This is a genomic window from Pseudonocardia sp. Ae331_Ps2, assembly GCF_001932405.1.
Taxonomy (GTDB): domain Bacteria; phylum Actinomycetota; class Actinomycetes; order Mycobacteriales; family Pseudonocardiaceae; genus Pseudonocardia.
Window position 1 is genome coordinate 1527270 of sequence record NZ_MCIM01000001.1, and the last position, 23773, is coordinate 1551042.

Here is a 23773-nt window from a genome sequence, read left to right on the forward strand (position 1 = left end):
GGGCGGGTGCCCGCCCGCGCGCTGCTCCGCCGCCCGTCCGTGACGGGCCTGCTCACCCTCCTGCCGGCCCTCGTGCTGGCCCTGGTGGCATGCGGCGCCGCCGCCCCGGCGCCCGGGCTGCCCGCCCCGGGCCCGGTACCGGTGGTCCGCCCGCAGGTCCTGGCCGAGATCCCGCACGACCCGCAGGCGTTCACCCAGGGCCTGGAGCTGCGCGACGGCACGCTCTACGAGGGGACCGGCCGGGTGGGGCGCTCGCAGCTGCGCGCGCTGGACCCGGCGACGGGTGCGGTGCGGGCGGCCAGCCCGCTGCCGCCGGCCTACTTCGGGGAGGGCATCACCGTCGTCGGGGATCGGATCTGGCAGCTGACCTGGCAGGACGGGGTGGCGGTCGAGTGGGACCGCGCGACGCTGCGGCCGCTGCGCGAGGTGCCCGTCGACGGCGAGGGCTGGGGGCTGTGCCTGCTCGGCGACCGGGTGGTGCGCTCGGACGGCGGTGACCGCCTGTTCTTCCACGATCCGGCCGACCTGGCGCCGACCGGCTCGGTGGCCGTCACCCTGGACGGCGTCCCGGTGACCCGGCTCAACGAGCTGGAGTGCGTCGGGGACCGGGTGTGGGCCAACGTCTGGCAGACCGACGACATCGTGCGGATCGACCCGGCGACCGGGGTCGTCGACGCCGTCGTCGACGCGACCGGGCTGCTGCCGGCCGGGCAGCGGGCCGGGGCCGACGTGCTCAACGGCATCGCCCACGTCGACGGCGACGAGTACCTGCTCACCGGCAAGCTGTGGCCGACGACGTTCCGGGTGCGGCTCCCGGTGCCCCCGGCCTGACGCACGCTGCGCCGGCCGGGTGACACCACCCGCCGGGATCGCCTGAACCGTCGGTGCCCGCCTGCACAATGACCGGGTGGCACCGAACCCGTTCCGCAGCCGCCGCCGGGCGGCCGCGTCGAGACGTGGCCGGGATCCGCGCACCACCCCGGTCAGGGCTCCGGCCACGACCCCGATCGCCTCGGACCCGGCGCTGCGCCGCGGGCGCCCCGCCGGTGCCGCCACCGACGAGCTGCCCCGCCCCGGCCCGGCCTCCGTCCCCCGCAGGCCGACGGTCACCCGGGTCGCCGTGCACCGCACCCGCGAGCTGGGCGGGCGCGCGGTCGCGCTGTTCCGGCGCGCCGCGACCGCCGACGGCGCCGACCGGTCCGGGCTGACCGCGCTCACCTACGCCACGATGCTGACCTACGCGCTCGACGCCGCGGTCGCCGTCGCGCTGGCGAACACGCTGTTCTTCGCGGCGGCGACGGCGGAGTCCACCGCGAACGTCGCGCTCTACCTGGCGATCACCGTCGCACCGTTCGCGCTGGTGGCGCCGGTGATCGGTCCCGCGCTGGACCGGTTGCAGCGGGGCAGGCGGATCGCGATGGCGGTGTCCTGCGCCGGGCGCGCGGTGCTCGCCGTGGTGCTGGTGTTCCACCTCGACGACTGGCTGCTCTACCCGGCCGCGCTGGGGATCATGGTGCTGTCCAAGTCGTTCCTGGTGCTCAAGGCGGCCGTGACCCCGCGGGTGCTGCCCTCGACGATCACCCTGGCGACGACGAACTCCCGGCTCACCACGTTCGGGATGGCCGCGGGCGGGGTCGCCGGGGCCGTCGCCGGCGGGGCTGCGCTGGTCGCGGGCGGGGCCGGGCCGCTGTGGTGGACGGCGCTGCTCGGGGTCGCCGGCGCGGTGCTCTGCCTGCGGATCCCCCGGTGGGTCGAGTCGACCGCGGGCGAGGTGACAGCCGCGGTGCCCGCCGCCCGCCCGGGCTCGCGCCGCTCCCGCGTCCCCGCCACCCGGGCGGTGCTCGTCGCGCTGTGGGGCACGAGCACGGTGCGGGTGCTGACCGGGTTCCTCACGCTGTTCGTCGCCTTCGTGGTGAAGGCCGGGGCCGAACGGTCACCCGACGGCGACCCCGCCGGCCAGCTGATGGTGATCGGGATGGTCGGTGCGGCCGCCGGCGTCGGGCTGTTCGTCGGCAACGCGGTGGGCGCGCGCAGCCGCTTCTCCCGGGTCGAGCCGGTGGTGCTGGCCGCGGCCGCGGCGGCGGTACTGGCCGCGGCGACGGTGGCGCTGCTGCCGGGCGTGCCGACGGCGGTGGTCGCGGCGCTGGTCGCGTCCACGGCGAGCGCGCTGGCGAAGGTCTGCCTCGACGCGGTGGTGCAGCGCGACCTGCCCGAGCACGCGCGGGCGTCGGCGTTCGGGCGGTCGGAGACCGTGTTGCAGCTGGCCTGGGTGCTGGGCGGCGCGATCGGGGTGCTCGCCCCGCACGACACGTTCCGCACCGGGTTCGTGATCGTGACCGGGGTGGTGGCGGTGTTCGCGCTGCAGGCCGCCCTGGTGCGCCGCGGCACCTCGCTGGTGCCGGGGCTGGGTCCGCGCCCGGCCGCCGTCGCCCGCTGAGGGCCGGCCCGCCCGCCGGGCCCCGGTCCGTACGCTGGTCGGCGTGATCACCCGCCCCCGACCGCGCCCCCGCCGGTCCGCCGGTGTGCTGGCCGGGACCCTGGCCGCGGCCACCCTCGTCCTCGCCGGGTGCGGTGGCGCGGCCCCGACCGTCACGTTCGACGTCGGCGGCACCGCGCTGGTCGCCGCACCCACCCAGTTCTGCGACACCAGCCTGCAGAACTGCCAGGACGCCCCGAACGCCCGGGTGACCGCGCCGGTCCCGCCCGGGACGGAGGTCCGCATCACGGTGCCCGAGGAGGTCTCCTCCGCGCCCTGGCAGGTCGCCTACGCGTTCACCCGCGGCACCGACCCGACCCCGGTCCAGCAGCGCAGCGCGATCGCCGCGCCGGGCACCCGCACCGACTTCACGCTGTCCCTGCCCGAGCCGGGCGACCGGCTCGTCACCGCGCAGGTGCAGGTGTTCGGGGCGCCGCCGTCGATCGACCCGGAGAGCACCGACATCCAGTTCCCGGTCCGCGCGACCTGGGTCCTGGTCGGCGAGCAGGGCTGAGCGGGCACGGACACCGGTCCCAGCGGCACCGATCCGGGTCTCAGCGGCCCGCGCCGAGCAGCCGGGCCAACGCGGCGTCGGAGTCGGCCTGCGCGTCGCGGTCGTGGGTCGAGGAGAACACCAACAGCTCGTCGGCGCCGGTGCGGGTCACCAGGTCGTCGAGGCGCTCGGCGACCGTGTCCTCGTCGCCGACGACGGAGCGGGCCAGCGCCCGGTCCACGGTCTCCCGCTGGCGCCGGGTCGTCACCCGCCGCGGGTCCGGCGGTTCCAGCGGCGGGAACTCGCCGGTGGTGCGGGCCGCGGCGTGCGCCCACGCCTCGGACAGCGCCAGCTGCGGGTCCCCGACGAGCACGTCGACGGACACCACGAGGTGCGCCGCGTCCCCGGCCCGCTCGCGGTAGTCCGCCAGCGTCGCCGGGTCGTCGAGCACCGGGCCGCCGACGACGACGGGCAGGCCCAGGTCACCGGCCATGGCCAGGCCCGCCCCGGTCGCGAGCAGGAACAGCGGCACGGCGTGCTCCAGCCGCGGCCGGGCGGTGACCGGGCCGCTGCCGTCGAGGTAGGCGCGCAGCTCGTCGAGGGCGGCGCGGAACGCGGCGTCGTCCGCGGCCCCGGCACGCAGGGCACGGCGCACCGGCTCGGTGAACCCGGGCGAGCGCCCGATCCCGAGGTCGATCCGCCCGGGGTGCAGCGCCTCCAGCAACGCGACCTGCTCCGCGACGACGAGCGGCTGGTGGTTGGGCAGCATGATCCCGCCCGAGCCGACCCGGATCCGCGACGTCGCCGCGCCCACCGCGGCCATCAGGACCGGCGGGCTGCCCGACGCGATCCCGGGCACGGCGTGGTGCTCGGCCACCCAGAACCGGTGGTAGCCGAGCTGCTCGGCGCGCACCGCGCGCGCCACCGTCCCGCGGACCGCGGCGGCGTCGGGCTCCCCGGCCCGCGTCCGCGAGCGGTCCAACATCGACAGGCGCACACCCGCCCCAACACCGCCCGCCCCCGCGACCATTCCGCCCCGCCCCGCCCCGCTGCGGCCCGGCGGGGCGGGTGGGTCAGCCGTCCAGGTCGCGGGCCACGGCCCGCACGGCCTCGGCGGCCAGCTTGCAGGTCTTGCGGTCGGGGTAGCGCCCGTGCCGCAGCGCCGGCTGGATCTTGTTCTCCAGCAGCCCCATCATGTCCTCGATGAGGCCGTGCAGCTCCTCGGCCGGGCGGCGGGTGTTCTCCACCGCGGACGCCTGCTTCTCGACGATGCGCACGGACAGCGCCTGCGGACCGCGGCGGCCCTCGGCCATCCCGAACTCGACCCGCTGACCGGACTTGAGCGCCTCCACGCCGGACGGCAGCGCCGCCTTGCGCACGTAGACGTCCTCACCGCCGTCCTGGGAGAGGAACCCGAAGCCCTTCTCCGCGTCGTACCACTTCACCCTGCCGGTGGGCACCGTCGTCCTCGATTCCTGCTTGCTGTGTTGCTGCGTGCACGACAAACGCGCCCGGGCTCCCCGGACGCGCCGTCCCCGATGGTACGCCTGGGAACCCGTCCGGGGTCAGGCGTTTCGGACGTTCGCCGCACCCTCCAGGTCCAGCAGCCCCACCGACTTCTCGCGCATCTCGACCTTGCGGACCTTGCCGGTGACCGTCATCGGGAACTCGTCGACGACGAGCACGTAGCGCGGGATCTTGTAGTGCGCCAGCTTCCCCGTGGCGAACTCGCGCAGCGTGTCGGCGGTCATGGTCGCCGCACCGTCGCGCAGCACCACCCAGGCGCAGAGCTCCTCGCCGTAGCGCTCGTCGGGGACCCCGATGACCTGGGCGTCGACGACGTCGGGGTGGGTGTAGAGGAACTCCTCGATCTCGCGCGGGTACACGTTCTCCCCGCCGCGGATGACCATGTCCTTGATCCGGCCGGTGATGTTGAGGTAGCCCTCGTCGTCCATCACGGCGAGATCGCCGGTGTGCATCCAGCGGGCGCGGTCGATGACCTCGGCGGTCTTCTCCGGCTGCTCCCAGTAGCCCAGCATCACCGAGTAGCCGCGGGTGCACAGCTCGCCGGGCTCGCCGCGCGGCAGTGTCCGGCCCGTCTCCGGGTCGACGACCTTGACCTCCAGGTGCGGGTGCACCCGCCCGACCGTGGACACCCGCCGTTCGAGGGTGTCGTCGGCGCGGGTCTGGGTCGACACCGGGCTGGTCTCGGTCATGCCGTAGGCGATGGTCACCTCGGTCATGCCCATCCGGTCGACGACCTGCTTCATCACCTCGACCGGGCACGGCGAGCCGGCCATGATCCCGGTGCGCAGGGTGGACAGGTCGTAGGAGCCGAAGTCCGGGTCGTTGAGCTCGGCGATGAACATCGTCGGCACCCCGTAGAGCGAGGTGCAGCGCTCCTGCTGCACGGCGTGCAGGGTCGCCTTCGGGTCGAAGCCCTGCGCCGGGACGACCATCGTCGCGCCGCTGGTGGAGCAGGCGAGGTTGCCCATGACCATGCCGAAGCAGTGGTAGAAGGGCACCGGGATGGCGACCCGGTCGGCCTCGGTGTAGCCGCAGGTCCGGCCGACGTAGTAGCCGTTGTTGAGGATGTTGTGGTGCGACAGCGTCGCGCCCTTCGGGAACCCGGTCGTCCCGGACGTGTACTGGATGTTGATCGGGTCGTCGGCCGTCAGCGACGCCTGGACCTGCGCCAGCTCGTCGCGGCGGGAGGCGTCGCCCGCGGCCAACGCGTCCCACTCGGGCGATCCGGTGATCACGACCTGCGTCAGCTCGGGGCAGTCCGGCCGGACCTCGGCGATCATCTTCTCGTAGTCGGAGGTCTTGAACGACGACGCTGACACCAGCGTCGAGATCCCGGCCTGCTTGAGCACGAACTCCAGCTCGTGGGTCCGGTAGGACGGGTTGATGTTGACCAGGACGACGCCGATCTTGGCCGTCGCGAACTGGGTCAGCGTCCACTCCGCGGTGTTCGGCGACCAGATCCCGAGCCGGTCCCCCACGGTGAGCCCGGTCGCGAGCAGGCCGGTGGCCAGGTCGTCGACGGCGGCCCGCAGCTCGCGGTAGGTCCAGCGGCGCCCGGTCTGCACCTCGACGAGCGCGTCGTTGTCCGGGACCCGGGCGACCGTGCGGTCGAGGTTGTCGCCGATGGTGTCGCCGAGCAGCGGGGTGTCCGAGATCCCGGACGCATAGGACGGGACGGCGGGGGTTCCGGCGGGGATCACGACGTCGTACTCCTCGGGTGGCTCAGTGCTGGTCGTCACATCCTCACCCCGGACGACGCGGTTGCCAACACCCGTCGGCATCACGCGACGTCACGACGAGGACAGGCGGCGCCTCCCGGACTCGGCGACCTTCGCCGCCCCGCGCCGTGCCCCGTGGGCCGCGCGGCGCAGCGGCCGCGGGGAGGGCTCGGGCCAGGGCCCGACCGGCACCAGTACCCGTTCGGCCGGGGCGAACCCGGCGGGGTAGCCGGGCACCCGCCAGGTCCCGGCCGGCGCGTCCGGCGGCAGCCACTCCGGCCGCCACATGCCCAGGGCGAGGTCCAGGTCGGCCAGCCGGGGGGCGAGCTCGTCGGTCAGCTCGGTGCGCAGGTGCTCGGCCCACAGCCGTACCCGCAGGTCACGCACCTGGTGGCCGGAGGTGACGAACGCCGTCGACAGCTCGGTGTCGGTGCCGCGCATCGAGCAGGAGAAGAAGTTGGCCGACCCGATGGAGGCGAAGACGTCGTCGACCAGCGCGAGCTTGGTGTGGACGGTGAGGTCCTCGATCCGGTGCATGATCACGTTGCCGCGGTCGCCCGGGGCGAGCTGGTCGATCACGCCGCGCTGGACGTCGCCGGTGACGCGGCGGCGGAACTTGTTCACCCCGGCGTCGACCGGGTCCTTGCGTCCCGAGCAGACGAGCACGACCTTCACCCCGCGGGCGGCGGCGTCGCGCAGCAGCCCGTAGAGCCGGAACGCCCGTCGCCCGCCCGGGACCTCGAAGAAGTACTGGTCCTCCAGGTAGACGTAGCGCCGGGCGCCGCGGATCGCCGCGGACAGCGTGTGGAAGACCTCCTGCACGCCGTGCCGCGGGAGCACCGTCCAGTGCCGCCGGTAGAGCATCCCGAAGTGGTCGATCTTCCACGGCCGCAGCGAGCGCAGGACCTGCACCGCGGTGCCCGGGGAGGGGTACGGCGGGGCCGGCGGCGACGGCGGCAGGTCGGCGACGAACGGCTCGGGGTTCATCGGCTCCCAGTCGGTGGGGCCGACCATGAACCGGCGCGGCGGGAGCGTGGCGGCCTCGGTCCACCGGCCGCGGTAGACCTCCCACACCCGGGCGGCACCGGGCCCGCGCAGCGCGGCGGCACCGTCGTGCCAGCCCCAGCGCTCCTCGCCGATGGACAGCCGGTCGTGCGGCTCGGCGTCGAACCGGTTGGCGGACAAATCCAGCCCGCCGACGAACGCCGTCAGCTCGCCGCCGACGTGGGTGAGCACCACCTTCTGGTGGTGGCAGCCGATCCCGGAGCCCGACCAGTCGAGCAGCACCCGTCCGGCCAGCTGCGGGCGGCGGCGCAGCTCCAGCGCGGCGAACGCGTTCGCCCGGAACGGCCCGATCGCCACCCCGGGCACCGAGCCGGAGAACACCGCCGCGGTGAGCAGCACGCGCAGGTCGACCCCGGCGTCGACGAGGCGCGCGAAGCGGTCGGCGAGCGCTTCGTAGCCCTCCTCGTCCGGAGCCAGGCCGCGCAGGTCCATGTCGGGTTCGAGGTTCAGGCCGGTGACCAGCACCGTGTCGCCGGGCCCCGCCCGGTCGAACAGGTCCCGCAGCCGGGCGAAGTAGTCCACGCCGTCGACGATCGGCTCCCACTCGGTGTCCTCGACGAACGTGGGGCACTCGGCGGTGGCGGGGGCGAGGTAGCGACGAGCGAGGGACGCGAGGTCGGCGGGGGGCGTGCCGGGCATGCGCCGGACGCTATCGGGGTCACCGGGGGTCGCGCCTATCCTGCGGACATGGCACGCCCTGGCACGGTCGACCGGGTCTCCGCAGCGATCTCGGCGGCGGGGGCGGTGGTGGTCGGCGGCTGGTTCGTCGTGGCCGGCGTGCAGGCCGGGCGGGCGATCCCGTTCGTGGCGGCCGCGGTGGCCGTCACGGTGTTCGGGTTCCTGGCCCGGCGGTCGTGGCGGCTCGCGCGACAGGCCGAGTTCGCGCCCGCGGTGCCGGCGACGGAGGTCGTGGTACCCGGCGCGGGTGGTGCGGCCTCGACGCTGCCGGACGCGGTGCGGGTGGTGCCCGCGCTGTCGGCGGAGGGCCGGGAGCGGCTGGACCGGGTGGTGGACGTACTGGTCGCGGCCGCGGTGCTGCCGGCCGGGGTGGTGGACCCGGACCGGATCGCGGCGTCGGTCGCCGACCGGGGCGAGCCGGTGACCAGCGGGACCGTGCTCGACGCACTCGACGAGGCGGGCCCGGACGGCTGGGACGGGTTGCTGGACCGCCGTCCGGCGCGGGACGGCGCGCCCGACCTCTCCGGAAACCGCGGACCTCGCCTCGCGTGGCTGTGGACCGACCGGACGGTGTGGGTCGCGGCCCCGTCGAACGACCCGGCCGAGCTGAACGACCTGCTCGACCAGCCCGCGTACGAGCTGTGGGAGTGGGCCGACGAGGCCCGGATCGACGGGGCCCGGAGCTAGAGCCCGCCGGTCTGCAGCAGCCGGTTCGGGGTGCCGCCGGTGTCGCCGCCGTCGATCTTCCCCAGGACCGCGTTGTCGACGATCCACTTCTTGACGGTGGTGGCCGGGGCGTCCCCGCGGGCCTGCTTGTAGAGCGCCGCGACACCGGCCGCGAACGGCGCGGCCATCGAGGTCCCGCTGTAGGAGGCGGTGCCGCCACCGGGGACCGGCGCGACGATCCGGGTGCCCGGCGCGTAGAGCGCGACACAGCGGCCGGTCGAGGAGTTCGAGGCGCGCTTGTCGTCGATCGTCGAGTTCGCGACGACCAGCACGTCGTCGATCGCGCGGGGCAGCGCGGTGCAGTCGTCGCCGCCGGTGTTGCCCGCCGAGGACGCCGCGAACACCCCGGAGTCGATCATGCGCTGGACGGCCTGCTGGAGCATCGGCGAGCCGCCGTAGCTCCACGACATCACCGCGACCGCGGGGCCGCGCTTGTTCTTCGACACCCAGTCCAGACCGGCGATCAGCGACGACAGCGTCCCGGTGCCGTTGCAGTCGAGCACCTTCACCGCGCGCACGTTCGCGCCCGGTGCCACGCCGTAGTCCGTCGACGCGGCGATCCCCGCGACGACCGTGCCGTGCCCGTCGCAGTCGGTGTCGGTCCGGTCGATGGTGTTGAGCTCGAGCTTCGCCCGGCCGCCGAACTGCGGGTGGCTCGCGTCGACACCGGTGTCGAGGACGAAGACGTCCACCCCGGCGCCGGTCGCGGTGTGCCGGTACTGCCCGTCCAACGGCAGGTTCGGCTGGTCGATGCGGTCGAGCCCCCAGTTGCCCGGCGCCTGCTCGGCAGTGGCGAGCGGGACGACCGGCGCGTCCTGGTGGACGGCCTGCGGGGCGAGCGGGGAGATCGTGCGGTCCTCCTCCACCCCGACGACGCCGGGCCGGTCGCGCAGCTCGGTCGCCTGGGCGGGGGTGAGGTCCGCGGCGAAGCCGTGCACCACGCTGTCGAAGGTGGCCGTGGGTTCGACGCCGACGGACTCGGCGGCGTCCCGGGGCTGTCCGTCGGTCGCCGTCTGCACCAGGTATCCGGCAGGCGCCGACGCCGCCGTCTCGGTGGCGGACGCCGTCGGTGCGAGAGGAACACCGAGCGCGACCGCCAGGACACCGGCAGTGACCAGTCGGGCGGCGCGGGGACGCAGGGGACTCACAGACAGCGACGGTATGCGCCTGTGACGCCTGATGCGAGAGACACGATGGTGGTCCGGGTGACACATGGGACCACCCGGGTGACGGAGTGTTTCGGCACCGGGGGTGCCGGGCACGCCTGCCGACCGGGGTCCGGCAGGGCGCCGAGCTGCGCGATCAGCGGATCGGTCGCTGCTCTCAGGCGTGCCGGCCGTGCACGGCGACCTCGGTCGCCTTCACCGCGAACCACACCTCGTGACCGGGTTCGACACCCAGTTCGGCGACGGCGGCCGGGGTGACGTCGGCGGCCAGCCCGGCCACCCAGTCCGGCCCCCCGGCGACCGGTGCGGCCCGCAGCCGCACGGTGTCCCCGCGCGGCTCCAGCGCGGCGATCCGGACCGGGAAGACGTTGCGCGGACTGCCCCCGGGCCTGCTGCCGTGCACCGCCACCGCCGACGGCGGGAACACCGCGACCGCGGGCTCGCCCGCGGTGACCTCGACCGCGCGGCCCTGGATCTCGGTCCCGTCGGCGGTGCGCACCCCCGAGCCCTCGGCGGTGCCCGGCACCAGGTCCAGCCCCGCGATCCGGGCGGAGAACGCGCTCCGCGGACGGGCCAGGACGTCCCGGGCGGGACCGGACTCGACGATCCGGCCCCGGTCCAGCACGACGACGCGGTCGGCGAGCACGAGCGCGTCGAGCGCGTCGTGGGTGACCAGCAGGGCGGTCTGCTTGCCGTCGGCGATGACCCGGCGCAGCAGGGTGCGCATGGCGGGGGTGGCGTCGACGTCGAGAGCGGCGAGCGGCTCGTCGAGCAGCAGCAGCCCCGGGCGGGGGGCCAGCGCACGGGCCAGCGCGACCCGCTGCTGCTGCCCGCCGGAGAGCTGCGCGGGCCGGCGAGCGGCGAGCCCGCCGACACCGACGGCGTCGAGCAGGTCACGGGCCCGGGACTCGGCCGCGGCACGGGGCGTGCCCTGGGCCCGCGGCCCGAACGCGACGTTCGCCAGCGCCGACAGGTGCGGGAACAGCAGCGGTTCCTGGGCCAGCAGCCCGACGCCGCGCCGGTGCGGCGGCACGAAGGTCCCGTCGGCGGTGTCGAGCAGCGTCCGGCCGTCGACGCGCAGGTGCCCGGCGTCCGGACGCAGCAGCCCGGACAGGATGCCGAGCATCGTGGACTTGCCCGCCCCGTTCGGGCCGAGCACCGCGAGCACCTCGCCCGCGGCGACCGACAGCTCCAGGTCCAGGGCGAACCCGTCCCGGTCCAGCCGCGCCCTCATGTCCACACCGGGCTCCACCGTGTCGCCGCCGCTGCTCATCCGCGGCCGTCCAGACCCCGCGGTCGCCCGACGACGATCACCACCAGCGACACGACCACCAGCAGCAGCGACAGCGCGACGGCCCCCGCGACGTCGGTCTCGCCCTGCAGGTAGACCAGCAGCGGCAGGGTCCGGGTGGTGCCCTCCAGACTGCCGGCGAACGCGATCGTCGCACCGAACTCACCCATGCAGCGGGCGAAGGCCAGGACCAGCCCGGACGCCAGGCCGGGCAGCACCAGCGGCACGGTGACCCGGCGGAACGCCAGCCCCGGCGACGCGCCGAGGGTGGCCGCCGTCGCCTCGTAGCGCTCCCCCGCGGTCCGCAGCGCACCCTCCAGCGACACGATCAGGAACGGCATCGCGACGAAGGTCTGGGCCAGGACCACGGCGGCCGTCGAGAACGGGATGAAGATCCCGAACGCGGTGTCCAGACCCTGCCCGACCAGGCCGTTGGCGCCGAGCAGGAACAGCAGCGAGAGTCCGCCGACGACCGGCGGCAGCACCAGCGGGAGCAGCACGACCGAGCGGATCCCGCGCATCAGGCGGGGCAGCCGGTTGATCCGGCCGCGGGCCAGGACCACCGCGAGCGGCCCGCCGAGCAGCAGGCACAGCGTCGTGGAGATCGCCGCGGTCAGCAGCGACAGGCGCAGCGCCGACAGCGCGGCCTCGCTGGTGAGCAGGCGGGGGGTCTCGGCCCAGTCGGCCTCCCAGAGCAGGCCGAGCACGGGCAGCGCGATCACGGCGAAGCCGATGCCGGCCGGGATCCACATCCAGACCGGCAGGCCGACGCCGGTGCCGTGGCGGTCGGCTGCGCCCTCGCGTCGCCGGGTCGGGGCCGGCGCGGCGGCGGTGCCGGCCCCCGGGATCACAGGTGTCCGCCCGGCGTCTCCACCACCACGTTCGTCGACTTGATCACCGCCACGGCGAGCGCACCGGGCTCGAGACCGAGCTCGCGCACGGCCTCGCTGCTCATCAGCGACACCACGCGGTGCGGCCCGCACTGCATCTCCACCTGGGCCATCACCGTGTCGGCCAGCACCGAGGTGACCAGACCGACCATCCGGTTGCGGGCCGAGCGCTGCACCACCGAGGGGTCCGGCGGGGCGGTCGCGTGGTCGCGGGCGAACGCGGCGAGCGCGGCACCGTCGATGACCTTGCGGTTCGACGCGTCGGCCTGCACCGGCAGCGTCCCCGCGTCCACCCAGCGGCGGACGGTGTCGTCGCTGACGCCGAGCAGTCGGGCGGCCTCGGAGATCCTGAAGTGCGGCACGGTCGCGATACTAGGGTCGCGCCTGCGGCGAGGCCACGGCGGACCGTCGACGCACGACCTGCCACCCGACGACGGCGTGTGGTCTGATCCTCGGCGTGGACTTCGCACCCAGCGCCGTGGCCGCCGACTACACCGGGCGCATGCGCGCCTTCCTCGACGAGCGCATCCTGCCGTCCGAGGCCGCCTACGACGCCTTCCGTGCGCAGCGGCGCGGCACGCCGCAGGAGTGGGACCTGCCACCGGTGGTGGAGGAGCTGAAGGCCGAGGCCCGCGAGCGGGGCCTGTGGAACCTGTTCCTGCCCGACGTCTCGGGCCTGTCCAACGTGGACTACGCCGCGGTGGCCGAGGTGTCCGGCTGGTCTCCGGTGATCGCCCCCGAGGTCATCAACTGCCAGGCCCCCGACACCGGGAACATGGAGACCCTGCACCTGTTCGGCACCCCCGCGCAGAAGCAGGAGTGGCTGGAACCGCTGCTGGCGGGCGAGATCCGCTCGGCGTTCGCGATGACCGAGCCGGACGTCGCCTCCTCCGACGCCACCAACATCCAGACCCGGATCCGGCGCGACGGCGACGACTACGTCATCGACGGCCGCAAGTGGTGGATCTCCGGTGCCGCCGACGAGCGCTGCCGGATCTTCATCGTCATGGGCAAGACCGCCGCGGACGACGACACCGTGTCGAACCACCGCCGCCAGTCGATGATCCTGGTCCCGCGCGACACGCCGGGCCTCACCATCGAGCGGCACCTGCCGACCTTCGGCTACCAGGACCAGCACGGGCACTCCGAGCTGCGGTTCGACGGCGTGCGGGTGCCCGCGTCGAACCTGCTCGGCGAGGAGGGCGGCGGCTTCGCGATCGCCCAGGCCCGCCTGGGCCCCGGCCGGATCCACCACTGCATGCGGCTGATCGGCATGGCCGAGCGTGCCCTGCACCTGATGACCGAGCGCGCACGGTCCCGGGTGGCCTTCGGCGGGCCGCTGGCCGACCAGGGCGTGGTGCGCGAGCAGATCGCGCTGTCCCGGATGGAGATCGAGCAGGCCCGGCTGCTCACCCTGAAGACGGCCTGGCTGATCGACGCGCACGGCGCCAAGGGCGCGGCGACCGAGATCGCCTCGATCAAGGTCGTGGTGCCCCGGATGGCCTGCACGGTGATCGACCGGGCGATGCAGGTGCACGGCGGCGCGGCGATGAGCGACGACACCCCGCTGGCCTACTTCTACGCGTGGGCGCGCGCCCTGCGCTTCGCCGACGGACCGGACGAGGTGCACGTCCGCTCCGTCGCCCGGCAGGAGCTGAAGGCCCACCGGACGTAACTATGTGACTAGTTCTTCGACTAGGTACACGGTGACTAGTTCCGCACCTGCGACGACGTGGCCGCAGCCACGTCCGCGGGTGCGGAATACCGGTCTGAGCTGCGGAAACCCGCTCTGGGCGAGCGTCGCCGTCGGCGGCTAGCCTCGGCCCCATGACCACCCAGCTCGGCCTGCCGTCGCTGCGGGGCGGCACGTCCCGGGACCCGTCCCGCCCGGCCGACCCCCGTCTCGTCGACGGGTTCGGACGGGTCGCGACCGACCTGCGGATCTCGCTCACCGACCGCTGCAACCTGCGCTGCACCTACTGCATGCCCGCCGAGGGCCTGGACTGGATGCCTCGCTCCGAGCAGCTGACCGACGCGGAGCTGAACCGGCTGATCGCGCTCGCCGTGCGGGACCTCGGTGTCGAGGAGCTGCGGTTCACCGGCGGCGAGCCGCTGCTGCGCAAGGGCCTGGAGGACATCTTCGCCGCCGCGTCGGCGCTGGAGCCCCGTCCGGACATCTCGCTGACGACCAACGGCATCGGACTCGCCCGTCGTGCCGAGGCCCTCGCGGCGGCCGGGGTGAACCGGCTCAACGTCTCGATGGACACCCTGCGCCCGGAGCGGTTCGCGCAGATCACCCGGCGCGACCGGCTGTCGGACGTCATCGACGGGATGGCCGCCGCGCAGGCCGCGGGCCTGGCCCCGGTGAAGATCAACGCGGTGCTGCTGCGCGGCGTCAACGACGACGAGGCCGCGGACCTGCTGGAGTTCGCGCTGGCCCACGGCTACCAGCTGCGGTTCATCGAGCAGATGCCGCTGGACGCCCAGCACGGCTGGCGTCGCACCGAGATGATCACCGCCGACGAGATCCTGGCGCGGCTCGAGGAGCGCTTCGTGCTCACCCCGTCCGACGAGGACCGCGGCGGGGCACCCGCCGAGAAGTTCGTGGTCGAGAGCAGGCTGGACGGAACGAGCATCGGCACCGAGAGCAGGCTCGACGGAACGAGCATCGGCACCGCCGGGGGCCCGGCCACCGTCGGTGTGATCGCCTCGGTGACCCGCCCGTTCTGCGGGGCCTGCGACCGGACCCGGCTCACCGCCGACGGCCAGGTCCGCACCTGTCTGTTCGCCACCGGCGAGACCGACCTGCGCGCCATGCTCCGCGGCGGCGCGACCGATGCCGAGATCGCCGACGTCTGGCGCGACGCGATGTGGGGCAAGAAGGCCGGCCACGGCATCGACGACCCCGGATTCCTGCAGCCTGCGCGCCCGATGAGCGCGATCGGAGGATGACCATGACTCTGTCCCTGGAGACCAGGACCCTCACCGTCCGGTACTTCGCCGCGGCCAAGGCCGCCGCGGGGACCGGCGAGGAGACCGTGGAGCTCCCCGCCGGCGCGACGGTGGCCGACGCCGTCGCCGCGCTCGGCACCGCGCACGGCCCGGAGCTGGAGCGGGTCCTGCTGCGCTGCAGCTTCCTGCTCGACGAGGTGGCGGTGCGCGACCGCTCCGCCGTGGTGGGCGGGGCGGCCACCCTCGACGTGCTCCCGCCGTTCGCCGGCGGCTGAGCCCGACGCGTCCCGCCGCGGTGTCCCCCGAGGGCGTTCGCCCGGGCCGCTCAGTCCTCGGGGACGGTCGCGACCCGTCCGGTCGGAACCCCGCCGGCGCAGCTCAGGGTGACCCGGACGTCCGGTACGTCGTCGCCGTCGAAGACGACCTCGGCCGGGCCGATGTCCTTGTCGTCCTCGCGCTCCCAGCCCTGCGCGGGGTTGACCGAGACGATCCGCGGGGTCGCGCCGTCGCAGCGGGCCAGGACGTTCCCCGCGGCCCCGGCCTGCACCACCGCGGGCGGGGCCGCCACCGGCGCCGTCGTCGGGGCCGGTACGGGTGCCGGTGCAGCAGGCGCGGTGGGGGTGGCTGCGGCGGTGGCGGAGTGCTGGGCCAGCCGGGCGTCCACCTGCTCGGCGCTCAGCGGCTGTGTCTGGGTGCCCGCGAGGTCGCTGCCGATGCTCCCGACGGCCGTCAGGCCCAGGAGCAGGGCGCCGGCGGCCGCGGCGGTCCAGAGCGCGATCTGCAGGACGGGGCGGGTCGGTCGTTCCACGCGCACAGCATGCCCCGGACCCCGGTTAACGGATCCCTAAACGGGACACAAGCGACGGCTGGGACCCACCGCGGGCGCGGTCACGGCGGATAGGTTCTCCCCCCGTGGCCCAGATCCTGATCGTCGAGGACGACCCCGGCATCCGCGGTGCCCTCATCCGCGGGCTGACCGAGCGGGGGCACGCCGTCGACTCCGCGCCGACCGCGATGGCGGGGTTGGAGCACGCCGTCGGGAAGCGGCCCGACCTCGTGGTGCTCGACCTCGGCCTGCCCGACATGGACGGCACCACCATGCTGCGCATGCTTCGCGGTGCCAGCACGGTGCCGGTGATCGTCGCGACCGCCCGCGACGACGAGACCGAGATCGTCTCCGTGCTCGACGCGGGCGCCGACGACTACCTGGTCAAGCCGTTCGCGGCCGCCCAGCTCGACGCCCGGATCCGGGCGGTGCTGCGCCGGCTCGGCGACGGGGCCGGCGACCCGACGGTCGTCGTCGGCGGGCTGTCGGTGGACCCGCGGTCGCGGCGCGCGGTGCTCGACGGCGCCGAGCTGGAGCTGACCCCGCGCGAGTTCGACCTGCTGCACCACCTCGCCGCCCGCGCCGACCAGGTCGTCGGCAAGCGGGAGCTGATGACCGAGGTGTGGCAGCAGCCCTACGGCGGCGCCGACAAGACCGTCGACGTGCACCTGTCGTGGCTGCGCCGCAAGCTCGGCGAGACCGCGCAGGCCCCGCGCTACCTGCACTCGGTGCGCGGCGTCGGGGTCCGGCTGTCCGCGCCGTCGGCGCCGTCGGGAACCGGGCCGGGCACCGCCTGATGCGGCGGCGCATCCTCGTCCTCGTCGGGGCGACCGTGCTGCTGGTGCTGGTCGCGTTCGCGATCCCGCTCGCGACGCTGATCCGCTCGGTCGCGGAGAGCTCGGCGGTGTCCGCCGCGACCGTCCAGGCCCAGGTGCTGACCCCGGCCGTCGCGGGCGGCGACCGGTCGGTGCTGGCCCCCGCCGTCCAGAACGCCGACGGCCGCGACGCCTCCGACGTGTCGGTGTTCCTGCCCGACGGCACCGTCCTCGGCGCGCCGGCACCGCGCAGCCCGGTGGTCCGGCTGGGGCTGCTCGGGACGAGCGCGTCGACCGAGGCGCCCGGCGGGCGCGAGCTGGTGTTCGCGGTGACCGGTGCCGCCGGCGGCAACGCCGCGATCCGGGTGTTCGTCCCCGACGCCGAGCTCACCCGCGGTGTGACCCGCTCCTGGCTGCTGCTGGGCGGGCTCTCGCTGGTGCTGCTCGCCGGCGGGCTGCTGGTCGCGGACCGGCTGGCCCGCACCCTCGTCGACGCCGCCACCGACCTGTCCGGGGTGTCGGAGCGGCTCGCGGCCGGGGACCTGTCCGCGCGCGCCAACCCCGGTGCCCCGGCCGAGCTCGGCGTCGTTGCGGGGGCGTTGAACGGGCTGGCCGGGCGGATCTCGGAGCTGCTGCGCGAGGAGCGGGAGAACGTCGCGGACCTCGCGCACCGGGTCCGCACCCCACTCACCGCGCTGCGCCTGGACGCCGAGGCCCTGCGCGACCCGGACGACGTCGCCCGCATCTCGGCCGGGGTCGACGGCGTCGCGCGGGCGGTCACCGGCGCGATCGAGCAGGCCCGGCGACGCGGCGGCGGCACGACCCGCAGCACGGACGCGGCGGCCGTCGTCCGGGAGCGGGTGGAGTTCTGGCGGGTGCTGGCCGAGGACACCGACCGCTCGGTGACCCTGCACCTGGCCGACGGCCCGCTGCCCGTGGCCTGCGCGCCGGGTGACCTGGAGGCGTGTGTGGACGCGCTGCTGGGCAACGTGTTCGCGCACACCCCGGACGGGACGGCCTTCGGCGTGGAGCTGACGGCGCGCCCGGGCGGGGGCGCCCGGATCGTCGTGCACGACGACGGTCCCGGCCTGCCACCGGGCACCGACCCCACCTCGCGCGGGGTCAGCGGAGGCGGCTCGACGGGCCTGGGCCTCGACATCGCCCGACGCACCGCCGAACAGGCCGGCGGATCCCTGACCGTGACCTCACCCCCCACCAACGGCCTCCGAGTAGACCTGACCCTCGCCCCACCACCACCCCCCTGACGACGAAGTCACCCGCTCCCACAGGGGGTCGTGCGTCCCACACGGGTTCGGGTCCCGTGTGGGACACCGGAACCCGTGTGGGAGCGCTCAGTCGGGGGCGAGCCCGGCGCGCCAGGTCGGGGTGGCGGCCAGGTGGGTGGCGCCGACGGCTTCCTGGGCCAGGCGTGCACCTGACGCGAACAGGTCGCGGACGGGGCCGCGCAGCGCGGGATCGAGCCACTCGACGTCGGCGTGGTCGACGCTCGACGCGGCCGCCGGACGGCCGTGCTCCAGCAGCGCCCGGTACAGCCCGGTCGCTGGCCACACCGGCGGCAACCCCTCGGCGACGGCCAGCTCGCCCGCGCGGCGCGGGATCCGCAGCCCCGCCGCGTCGAGGTCGCCGAAGTACCGGATCGCGGAGTACCGGACCTCCGACGGCGGGGCCTCCCGCAGCGCGAGCACCGACGCGGTGAACGCGTCCCCGGCGCCCCAGGCGACCCCGCCGACCGCACCCGGCTCGGGTCGCAGCGCCCGGAGCAGCGAGTCCATCGTGTCGGCGTTCTCGACGACGAGCAGCACCGGCCCACCCCCGGGCAGCGGCTCGCGGTGCAGCGGCGGGACGACCCGGCGCGCCCGCAGGATCGCCAGGGAGAGCGCGCCGGGCAGGCGGCCGTCGAACGCCTTCTCGTCGCCGGTGATCTCCAGTGCGCGCTCCCGCAGCGGGACCTCGACCGCCCGCGCCGCGTGCCGGAACAGCCACTCGTTGACCTGCAGCAGCGTCGGCGACGGCCGGGGCAGGTCCGCCGCCCAGGACAGCTCGGCGTGCCACGGGGTGCGGTCCTGCGGCGCCGGGGCCGGGGCGGTACGCAGCAGCCGGACCGAGTTCGGCAGCGGCGGGCTGCCGTCGTCGGCGCGGTCGGTCGGCTCGATCACCCCGGCGGCGGTCAGCTCGGCCAGGACCGCGGCCAGGTTCCGCCGGGTGTCGACGCTGCCGACCATCGTGGGGTCGGCCCGCAGGAAGGCCGCGCGCACCGCCGAGCGCGGGATCCGGGTCCGCCCGGAGGCCCGCAGCAGCTCCGCGAGCCGTTCCGCGACCGGCCCGAGCGCAGCCCCTGCGTCCCCGGGCACGGTCATCCTGCCGATCCCGCGCCGTCGCCTGCGCCGGCGCGGCCTGCCCCGCCGTTGCGTGCGCCGGCGGGGACCACGGCCTCGGGGCGCCGGTAGACCCGCGCCGCGGTGATCCGGCCGCCGGGGGCGTCGGCGTCGGGCACCGACCGGGTGACCCGCTCGTCGACGGACAGGTACTTGCGTCCCGCGCGCAGGTCGGCGTCGTTGCGGAGCCGCACGAGCAGCGGGAACGACGACAGCGCGCCCGCGTCGAACAGCCCGGTCGTGTAGACCAGCTGCACCCCGAGTGCCTGCGCGACGCCGAACTGCAGCTCCAGCAGGTAGCCCGCCGACGCGCGCCCGATCGGGTTGTCGAGGAACAGCACGCCCGCGTGCGCCCGCCTGCCCTGCCCGCGCTGGTGCGCCCGCAGCGCCGCCATCGTGCAGTACAGGACGATCGCCGCGGTCAGCTGCTGCCCGCCGGAGAACACGTCCTTGATCGCGGAGACGCGCAGCCGCTCGGTTCGCAGCACGGCGTCGGGCTTGAGCATCTCGACCCGGACACCCTTCGGCATCGCCGCCCTGACCCCGCGCAGCAGCATGGACATGCCGTCGCGCCGGTCCTTGGCCTTGCCGCCCGCCATGCCGGTCGCGGTGCGGTCGACGACGGCGCCGAGCTCGTGGCGCAGCGCCGCGTCGGGCAGCTCCTCGAACCGGATCCGCAGGAACTGCTGGCCCGACCAGTCGCCGAGGCCCTCGGGCAGCTGGGACAGCCGCTGGGCGAGGCGCACCGTGCGCAGCGCCTCGCCGACCATCCCGGACAGCCGGGTGACGATCCCGGAGCGGTGCCGCTCGATGTTGCCGAGGTCGTCGTCGAGGGACCGCAGCCGCGGGCGCAGCGCCGCGATCCACTCCGCGGCGAGGCCCGGCATCTCCGACCGGTCGACGCCGGCGATGTGACGGTGCACCGGGGAGGTGAGGGTCGCGAACCGCGGGTCCTGCGCGAAGCGGGCGACGGCGTCGACCCCCTCGCGGACCTTCTTCTCGGCCCGCGTCCGCTCCCCCGCCGCGTCCCGGACGGCGTTCTGGTGGCGCTTGAGCGCGGCCTGCGCGGCTTCGACGTCGCCGTCGAACGGCACCCCGGACGGCTCGGGCGTCTCGTCCAACGAGGACACGACCAGCCCGAACCCGCGGGCGAGGTCGGTGGCGGTGCGGTGGGCGTCCTCGGCGGCGGCCCGGGCCCGACGACGGCGTTCCAGCTCCGTGCCCGCCGCGTCCAGGTCCGCCGCGGCGCGGGCGACCAGCTCACGGCCGTGCTCGGCGTCGCGGGGCGCGTCGTAGGGCGCGCAGTCCGCGGAGCGCCTCTCGGCACCGTGGTCGATCGGCCGCTCGCCGCCGGTGAACCGCTCCAGCTCGCGACGGGCGACGGCCAGCTCCGTCGCGGCGTCGGCGCGGCGGCGTTCGGCCTCGTCGTAGGCGGCCCTGGCCTGCTCCGCGGCGGCGCGACGGCTGGCGGCGTCGGCGCCGTCGGGGGTGTGCAGGAACGCCGTCGCGGCCTCGACGACGGTGCGCGGCAGCCCGTCGACGGCGATCCGGCGCTCCCGCGCGTCGGCCTCGGCCCGCTCCAGCGCACCGTGCAGGTCGGTGTCGACGGCGGCCGAGGCGTAGGCGTCGCGGGCCCGCTGGAACTCCTCGCGCAGCTCGGCCAGCGATCCCTCGGGGGCCCCGTCCGGCTCCGCGGTCGGGTCGCCGATCTCCTCGGGGGAGACCGGGAGCGCCGCGGCCTCGTCGCGCAGGGTGGTGCCGATGCCGCGCTGCCGATCGCGGGTCTGCTGGGCGTCGGCGGCCTCGCGAGCGGCGCGGTCGGCGGTGGTCCCGGCGGCGTCGGCCTCCTCGCGGGCCCGCGGGGCGTCGGCCTCCCCGGTGCGGATCCGCTCCTCGTGCGTCGCCCGGCGGGAGAGCTCGGTGCGCAGCGCGGCCAGCGCGTCCGCCCGGCGACGCGTGTCCCCGGCGGTCCGTTCCAGGCCGGGCCGGTCGGCGGCGAGCCGGTCGGCGCGCTCGTCGAGGTCCTCGACCGCGGCGCGGGTCGCCTCGTGCTCGGCGACGGCCGCGGCCCGTGCGGCCTCGGCGATCTCGGCGGCCTCGGTGAGGTCGGCGAGGGTGGGACGACGGTCGCGCAGCGCGGCGAACCGGTCCCGCAGCCTGCGGTCGTCGTCGAGGACGGTCTCCAGCTCGGCGAGCCGGGCGGCGCGCTCGGTGGTCTCGGCGACGAGGCGGACCCGGACCTGCTCGGCGGCCTCCTCGTCGTGCAGGGCCGGGTTGGGCGGCACGACGAAGTCGATCCCGGGCGCCGGGTCGGCGTCGGCGCGCAGCGCGGCGGTGGTGCCGACCGCGACCAGGCAGGCCGGCAGCAGCCGCGCGGAGTCCAGCCGGGTGCGGGCCCGCTCGGCGTCGCGCGCGTCGTTGAGCAGTACTCCGCCGGCCAGGTGCGGCAGCCGCGCCAGCACGGTCTCCCGGTCGGGGGCGGGCAGCTTCGCCAGGTAGCGACGCCCGGACCAGGCCGTGATCCCGGCGGACTCCAGCACCGCGAGGACGTCCTCGATCTCGGGCGGGTCGGGCAGCAGGCCGCCGTCGCCGAGCGCGGCGAGCGCGCGTTCGTCGCGGCGCTGGTCGCCGTGCAGGGTCGTCCGTTCCCGCTCGGCGCCGCGGATCGCGGTGGTCAGGGTGTCGACGACGAGGCCCGCGTCGGTGTCCGGACGGATCTCGTCGAGCCCGAGCAGCTCCGCGGGTCGGGTCTCCCCGGCGAGCGCGACGGCCTCGGCCTCCGCCGCGGATCGTGCGGCCTCGGCGGTCGCGGCGTCGGCGCGGGCGGCGGCCGCCGCGTCCTGTGCCGCGGTGCGGCGGGTCTCGGCGGCCCGGCGCTCCTCGCGGATCGCCGCGGCGGCGGTGTCGGCCTCGGCGAGCGCGGCGGCGCACCGCTCGGCGTCGATCCGGGCAGCCGCCGCCTCGTCCTCGACGTCGGCGGCGGTCGAGCCCGCCTTCAGGTGCCCCGCCTCGACGGCGGCCGCGACCCGGGTCTCGAGCTCGTCGAGGGCCTCGCGGGCGGCGCCGGCCGCGCTCTCGGCACGGGCGGCGTCCGCGGTGCGGGTGACCTGCTCGCGACGGGCGGCCGCCGCGCGCTCCTCGGCGTCGGCGCGGCGGGTCTCCGCGGCGTCCGCGGCGGCGTCGGCCTCCGCGGCGACGCGGGCCAGCGCGGCCGCGAGGGCACGGGCCGCGTCCTGCCGGGCCGCGAGCGCGGGCCGGGACTTCTGCTCCTCCTCCTCGACGCGGGCGCGCAGCCGCGCGGCCTCGGCGGCGGCGACGCGGTGCGCCAGCACCGGTTCGACGGCGTCGCGGGCCATCGACACGGCCGACGCGTCGTCGCGCTCGCGGGTCGCCTCGGCCGCGATCCGCTCCGCGGCCTCGACGGTGAGCACCGCGGTGAGTCTGCGCAGCTCACCGACGGTGTCCTGCAGCCGCTCCGCCGCACGGGCCGCGGACTGCTCGGCCTCGACGGCGCCGGCGGCCTCCTCGGCGGCGGTCACCGAGCGGGCCTCCTCGGCGACCCGGCGGGCCGCGATCCGCGACGCGGTCGCCGCCAGCTCGGCGCGCGCTGCGGTCTCGGTGTCGCGGGCCGCGGTCGCGGTGGCCTCGGCCTCGACCATCGGCTCCAGCCGGGACAGCGTGCCGTCGACGAACTCCCGCTCGGTCTCCAGCTCCTCGCGCTGGGCGAGCCGGTCGGCGTACCCGGCGACGAGCTCGGCGACGTTCTGCGGCTCCGCCGGGTCGAGCACCGCCCGCAGGAGGAAGTCGACGAACGCCTCGTCGGAGGAGAACGAGAACGCCTCGGCGGCCTCGCCCTCGCCGGCGTTCATGGCGCGCTGGTAGCGGAACAGCTCCGGGTCCAGCCCGACGTCGACGAGGTGACGCGTCCAGTCCCGGTGCCCGGTCTCCCAGGCGAGCTCGGCGTCGGGGTACTCGCGGTGCGCGGTCTGCAGACGCTCCCGGAACGCGGCCAGGGTGACCCGGCGGCCGTCGTGGGTGAACGGCAGGTCGTCGAGCCCCATCCCGGGGACCGGCCGGAAGGAGTACCACGCGTCGGCCAGCTTCTCCGGATCGGTGGAGGCGACGTGCCCGCGCCACTCCGACACCTTCCCGGTGACCAGGAGCCGCCCGGTGCCGACGTGCATCCACTCGCAGACGACGTGCGCCACGTCCTCGGCGAGCACGAAGTTCTCCAGCACCGTGGTGCTGGTGGTGCCGACGACCTGACGCCGCCCCGGCAGCAGCACCGAGAAGATCAGCTTGAGCAGGACGGACTTGCCGCCACCGTTCTCCAGGAACAGCACCGACGCCGGCGACGGCCGCCGCGGTGTCGTGCGGTCCAGCGCGTCCGGGGCGAACAGGTCCTCCTGCACGGCGACCTTCACCGGGGCTCCGACGCCCCGCAGGTCGAGCGCGACGTCCTGGTAGCGCGCGGCGGTCGGCCCGACGGAGAACAGGCGGACGCGGGTCAGCTCATACATCGCGTTCCTCCGTGGGTTCGTCGGTCGCCGGAGGGTCCGCCCGATCCGTCGGGCCGGGCTCGTCCGTCGCGCCGGCATGCGCTGTCGGGCCGGCATCCGTGTCCCCGACCGGGACCCCCTCCTGTGCGGAGTCGCTTACCGGGTAAGCGAGTTCCGCACCGGCACCTCCCGCATCGGCACCTCCCGGTGCGCCATCCGCCACCACTCCGTCTCCCCCGGCACCCTCCCGGCCGA

At 75.7% G+C, this 23773-nt stretch carries 20 protein-coding genes; 9 read left to right on the forward strand and 11 right to left on the reverse strand.

Annotated elements, in window-relative coordinates:
• The first annotated feature begins 6 nt into the window (after positions 1-6).
• The 3 genes from Ae331Ps2_RS07240 (at position 7) to Ae331Ps2_RS07250 (ending at position 2990) form a co-directional block, all read left to right on the forward strand.
• On the forward strand, positions 7-831 hold the full coding sequence (locus Ae331Ps2_RS07240; RefSeq protein WP_233147671.1) for a glutaminyl-peptide cyclotransferase: 825 nt from the start codon (positions 7-9) through the stop codon (positions 829-831).
• Positions 832-907: 76 nt separating this feature from the next.
• Complete coding sequence (locus Ae331Ps2_RS07245) at positions 908-2437, forward strand: MFS transporter (protein ID WP_075309932.1); 1530 nt, start codon at positions 908-910, stop codon at positions 2435-2437.
• A 43-nt stretch (positions 2438-2480) separates the two neighbouring features.
• Positions 2481-2990, forward strand: coding sequence for a DUF2771 family protein (locus tag Ae331Ps2_RS07250; RefSeq protein ID WP_075309930.1), 510 nt, complete (start codon positions 2481-2483; stop codon positions 2988-2990).
• A 40-nt stretch (positions 2991-3030) separates the two neighbouring features.
• Here Ae331Ps2_RS07250 and Ae331Ps2_RS07255 read toward each other — a convergent pair whose 3' ends face one another.
• The 4 genes from Ae331Ps2_RS07255 to Ae331Ps2_RS07270 all read right to left on the reverse strand — a co-directional run bounded on the left by Ae331Ps2_RS07255 (position 3031) and on the right by Ae331Ps2_RS07270 (position 7918).
• On the reverse strand, positions 3031-3954 hold the full coding sequence (locus Ae331Ps2_RS07255) for an MsnO8 family LLM class oxidoreductase (RefSeq protein WP_233147672.1): 924 nt from the start codon (positions 3952-3954) through the stop codon (positions 3031-3033).
• A gap of 88 nt (positions 3955-4042) precedes the next feature.
• Complete coding sequence (locus tag Ae331Ps2_RS07260; RefSeq protein ID WP_043281879.1) at positions 4043-4429, reverse strand: cold-shock protein; 387 nt, start codon at positions 4427-4429, stop codon at positions 4043-4045.
• Positions 4430-4534: 105 nt separating this feature from the next.
• Positions 4535-6196 carry an AMP-binding protein gene (locus Ae331Ps2_RS07265; RefSeq protein ID WP_233147805.1) on the reverse strand — a complete coding sequence of 554 codons (1662 nt, stop codon included), beginning with the start codon at positions 6194-6196 and terminating at the stop codon, positions 4535-4537.
• A gap of 90 nt (positions 6197-6286) precedes the next feature.
• Complete coding sequence (locus Ae331Ps2_RS07270; protein ID WP_075309926.1) at positions 6287-7918, reverse strand: phosphatidylserine/phosphatidylglycerophosphate/cardiolipin synthase family protein; 1632 nt, start codon at positions 7916-7918, stop codon at positions 6287-6289.
• A 48-nt stretch (positions 7919-7966) separates the two neighbouring features.
• On the opposite strand from Ae331Ps2_RS07270, the gene Ae331Ps2_RS07275 reads away from it, so the two are divergent.
• Positions 7967-8644, forward strand: coding sequence for a hypothetical protein (locus Ae331Ps2_RS07275; RefSeq protein ID WP_075309924.1), 678 nt, complete (start codon positions 7967-7969; stop codon positions 8642-8644).
• Here the strand turns inward: Ae331Ps2_RS07275 and Ae331Ps2_RS07280 are convergent.
• The 4 genes from Ae331Ps2_RS07280 to Ae331Ps2_RS07295 all read right to left on the reverse strand — a co-directional run bounded on the left by Ae331Ps2_RS07280 (position 8641) and on the right by Ae331Ps2_RS07295 (position 12392).
• Positions 8641-9831 (reverse strand): S8 family peptidase, encoded by a 1191-nt coding sequence (locus tag Ae331Ps2_RS07280; RefSeq protein ID WP_083695312.1) that lies wholly within the window; start codon positions 9829-9831, stop codon positions 8641-8643. The genes Ae331Ps2_RS07275 and Ae331Ps2_RS07280 overlap by 4 nt on opposite strands.
• A gap of 175 nt (positions 9832-10006) precedes the next feature.
• Positions 10007-11122, reverse strand: coding sequence for a sulfate/molybdate ABC transporter ATP-binding protein (locus tag Ae331Ps2_RS07285; RefSeq protein ID WP_369804856.1), 1116 nt, complete (start codon positions 11120-11122; stop codon positions 10007-10009).
• A complete protein-coding gene (locus Ae331Ps2_RS07290) occupies positions 11119-11892 on the reverse strand; it encodes an ABC transporter permease (RefSeq protein WP_075312735.1) in 774 nt (257 codons plus the stop codon). Before Ae331Ps2_RS07290 ends, Ae331Ps2_RS07285 begins: the two co-directional genes overlap by 4 nt.
• Before the next feature lie 95 nt (positions 11893-11987).
• Positions 11988-12392, reverse strand: coding sequence for a molybdopterin-binding protein (locus Ae331Ps2_RS07295; protein ID WP_020627631.1), 405 nt, complete (start codon positions 12390-12392; stop codon positions 11988-11990).
• Between the two features lie 95 nt (positions 12393-12487).
• Between Ae331Ps2_RS07295 and Ae331Ps2_RS07300 the strand changes: the two genes are divergently transcribed.
• The 3 genes from Ae331Ps2_RS07300 to Ae331Ps2_RS07310 all read left to right on the forward strand — a co-directional run bounded on the left by Ae331Ps2_RS07300 (position 12488) and on the right by Ae331Ps2_RS07310 (position 15257).
• Positions 12488-13705 carry an acyl-CoA dehydrogenase family protein gene (locus Ae331Ps2_RS07300; protein WP_075309922.1) on the forward strand — a complete coding sequence of 406 codons (1218 nt, stop codon included), beginning with the start codon at positions 12488-12490 and terminating at the stop codon, positions 13703-13705.
• A gap of 152 nt (positions 13706-13857) precedes the next feature.
• On the forward strand, positions 13858-14982 hold the full coding sequence (gene moaA / locus Ae331Ps2_RS07305; protein WP_020627633.1) for a GTP 3',8-cyclase MoaA: 1125 nt from the start codon (positions 13858-13860) through the stop codon (positions 14980-14982).
• Between the two features lie 2 nt (positions 14983-14984).
• Entirely contained in the window at positions 14985-15257 is a 273-nt protein-coding gene (locus tag Ae331Ps2_RS07310; protein WP_043281880.1) for a MoaD/ThiS family protein, read from the forward strand.
• 50 nt (positions 15258-15307) lie between these two features.
• Here Ae331Ps2_RS07310 and Ae331Ps2_RS07315 read toward each other — a convergent pair whose 3' ends face one another.
• Positions 15308-15790: a hypothetical protein gene (locus Ae331Ps2_RS07315; protein WP_075309920.1), complete on the reverse strand. Its 483-nt coding sequence runs from the start codon at positions 15788-15790 to the stop codon at positions 15308-15310.
• A gap of 104 nt (positions 15791-15894) precedes the next feature.
• Here Ae331Ps2_RS07315 and Ae331Ps2_RS07320 point away from each other — a divergent pair, with 104 nt between their 5' ends.
• Positions 15895-16605, forward strand: a complete 711-nt coding sequence (locus tag Ae331Ps2_RS07320) for a response regulator transcription factor (protein WP_020627636.1) — start codon at positions 15895-15897, stop codon at positions 16603-16605.
• Positions 16605-17888, forward strand: coding sequence for a HAMP domain-containing sensor histidine kinase (locus tag Ae331Ps2_RS07325; protein WP_075309918.1), 1284 nt, complete (start codon positions 16605-16607; stop codon positions 17886-17888). The genes Ae331Ps2_RS07320 and Ae331Ps2_RS07325 overlap by 1 nt, the downstream gene beginning before the upstream one ends.
• Positions 17889-17975: 87 nt before the next feature.
• Here the strand turns inward: Ae331Ps2_RS07325 and Ae331Ps2_RS07330 are convergent, their stop codons facing one another.
• Together Ae331Ps2_RS07330 and Ae331Ps2_RS07335 are read right to left on the reverse strand one after the other, a co-directional pair.
• The gene (locus tag Ae331Ps2_RS07330; protein WP_083695314.1) at positions 17976-18995 is read right to left on the reverse strand and encodes a hypothetical protein; all 1020 of its coding nucleotides are present in this window, start codon (positions 18993-18995) and stop codon (positions 17976-17978) included.
• Positions 18996-18997: 2 nt separating this feature from the next.
• Positions 18998-23539, reverse strand: coding sequence for a hypothetical protein (locus Ae331Ps2_RS07335; RefSeq protein ID WP_075309916.1), 4542 nt, complete (start codon positions 23537-23539; stop codon positions 18998-19000).
• Positions 23540-23773 lie beyond the last annotated feature (234 nt).

Coding starts and splice junctions, on each gene's coding strand:
- Ae331Ps2_RS07255 (WP_233147672.1), bottom strand. CDS start 3,954: ATGTTGGACCGCTCGCGGACGCGGGCCGGGGAGCCCGACGCCGCCGCG.
- Ae331Ps2_RS07270 (WP_075309926.1), bottom strand. CDS start 7,918: ATGCCCGGCACGCCCCCCGCCGACCTCGCGTCCCTCGCTCGTCGCTAC.
- Ae331Ps2_RS07275 (WP_075309924.1), top strand. CDS start 7,967: ATGGCACGCCCTGGCACGGTCGACCGGGTCTCCGCAGCGATCTCGGCG.
- Ae331Ps2_RS07285 (WP_369804856.1), bottom strand. CDS start 11,122: ATGAGCAGCGGCGGCGACACGGTGGAGCCCGGTGTGGACATGAGGGCG.
- Ae331Ps2_RS07290 (WP_075312735.1), bottom strand. CDS start 11,892: ATGTGGATCCCGGCCGGCATCGGCTTCGCCGTGATCGCGCTGCCCGTG.
- moaA (WP_020627633.1), top strand. CDS start 13,858: ATGACCACCCAGCTCGGCCTGCCGTCGCTGCGGGGCGGCACGTCCCGG.
- Ae331Ps2_RS07310 (WP_043281880.1), top strand. CDS start 14,985: ATGACTCTGTCCCTGGAGACCAGGACCCTCACCGTCCGGTACTTCGCC.
- Ae331Ps2_RS07325 (WP_075309918.1), top strand. CDS start 16,605: ATGCGGCGGCGCATCCTCGTCCTCGTCGGGGCGACCGTGCTGCTGGTG.
- Ae331Ps2_RS07335 (WP_075309916.1), bottom strand. CDS start 23,539: ATGTATGAGCTGACCCGCGTCCGCCTGTTCTCCGTCGGGCCGACCGCC.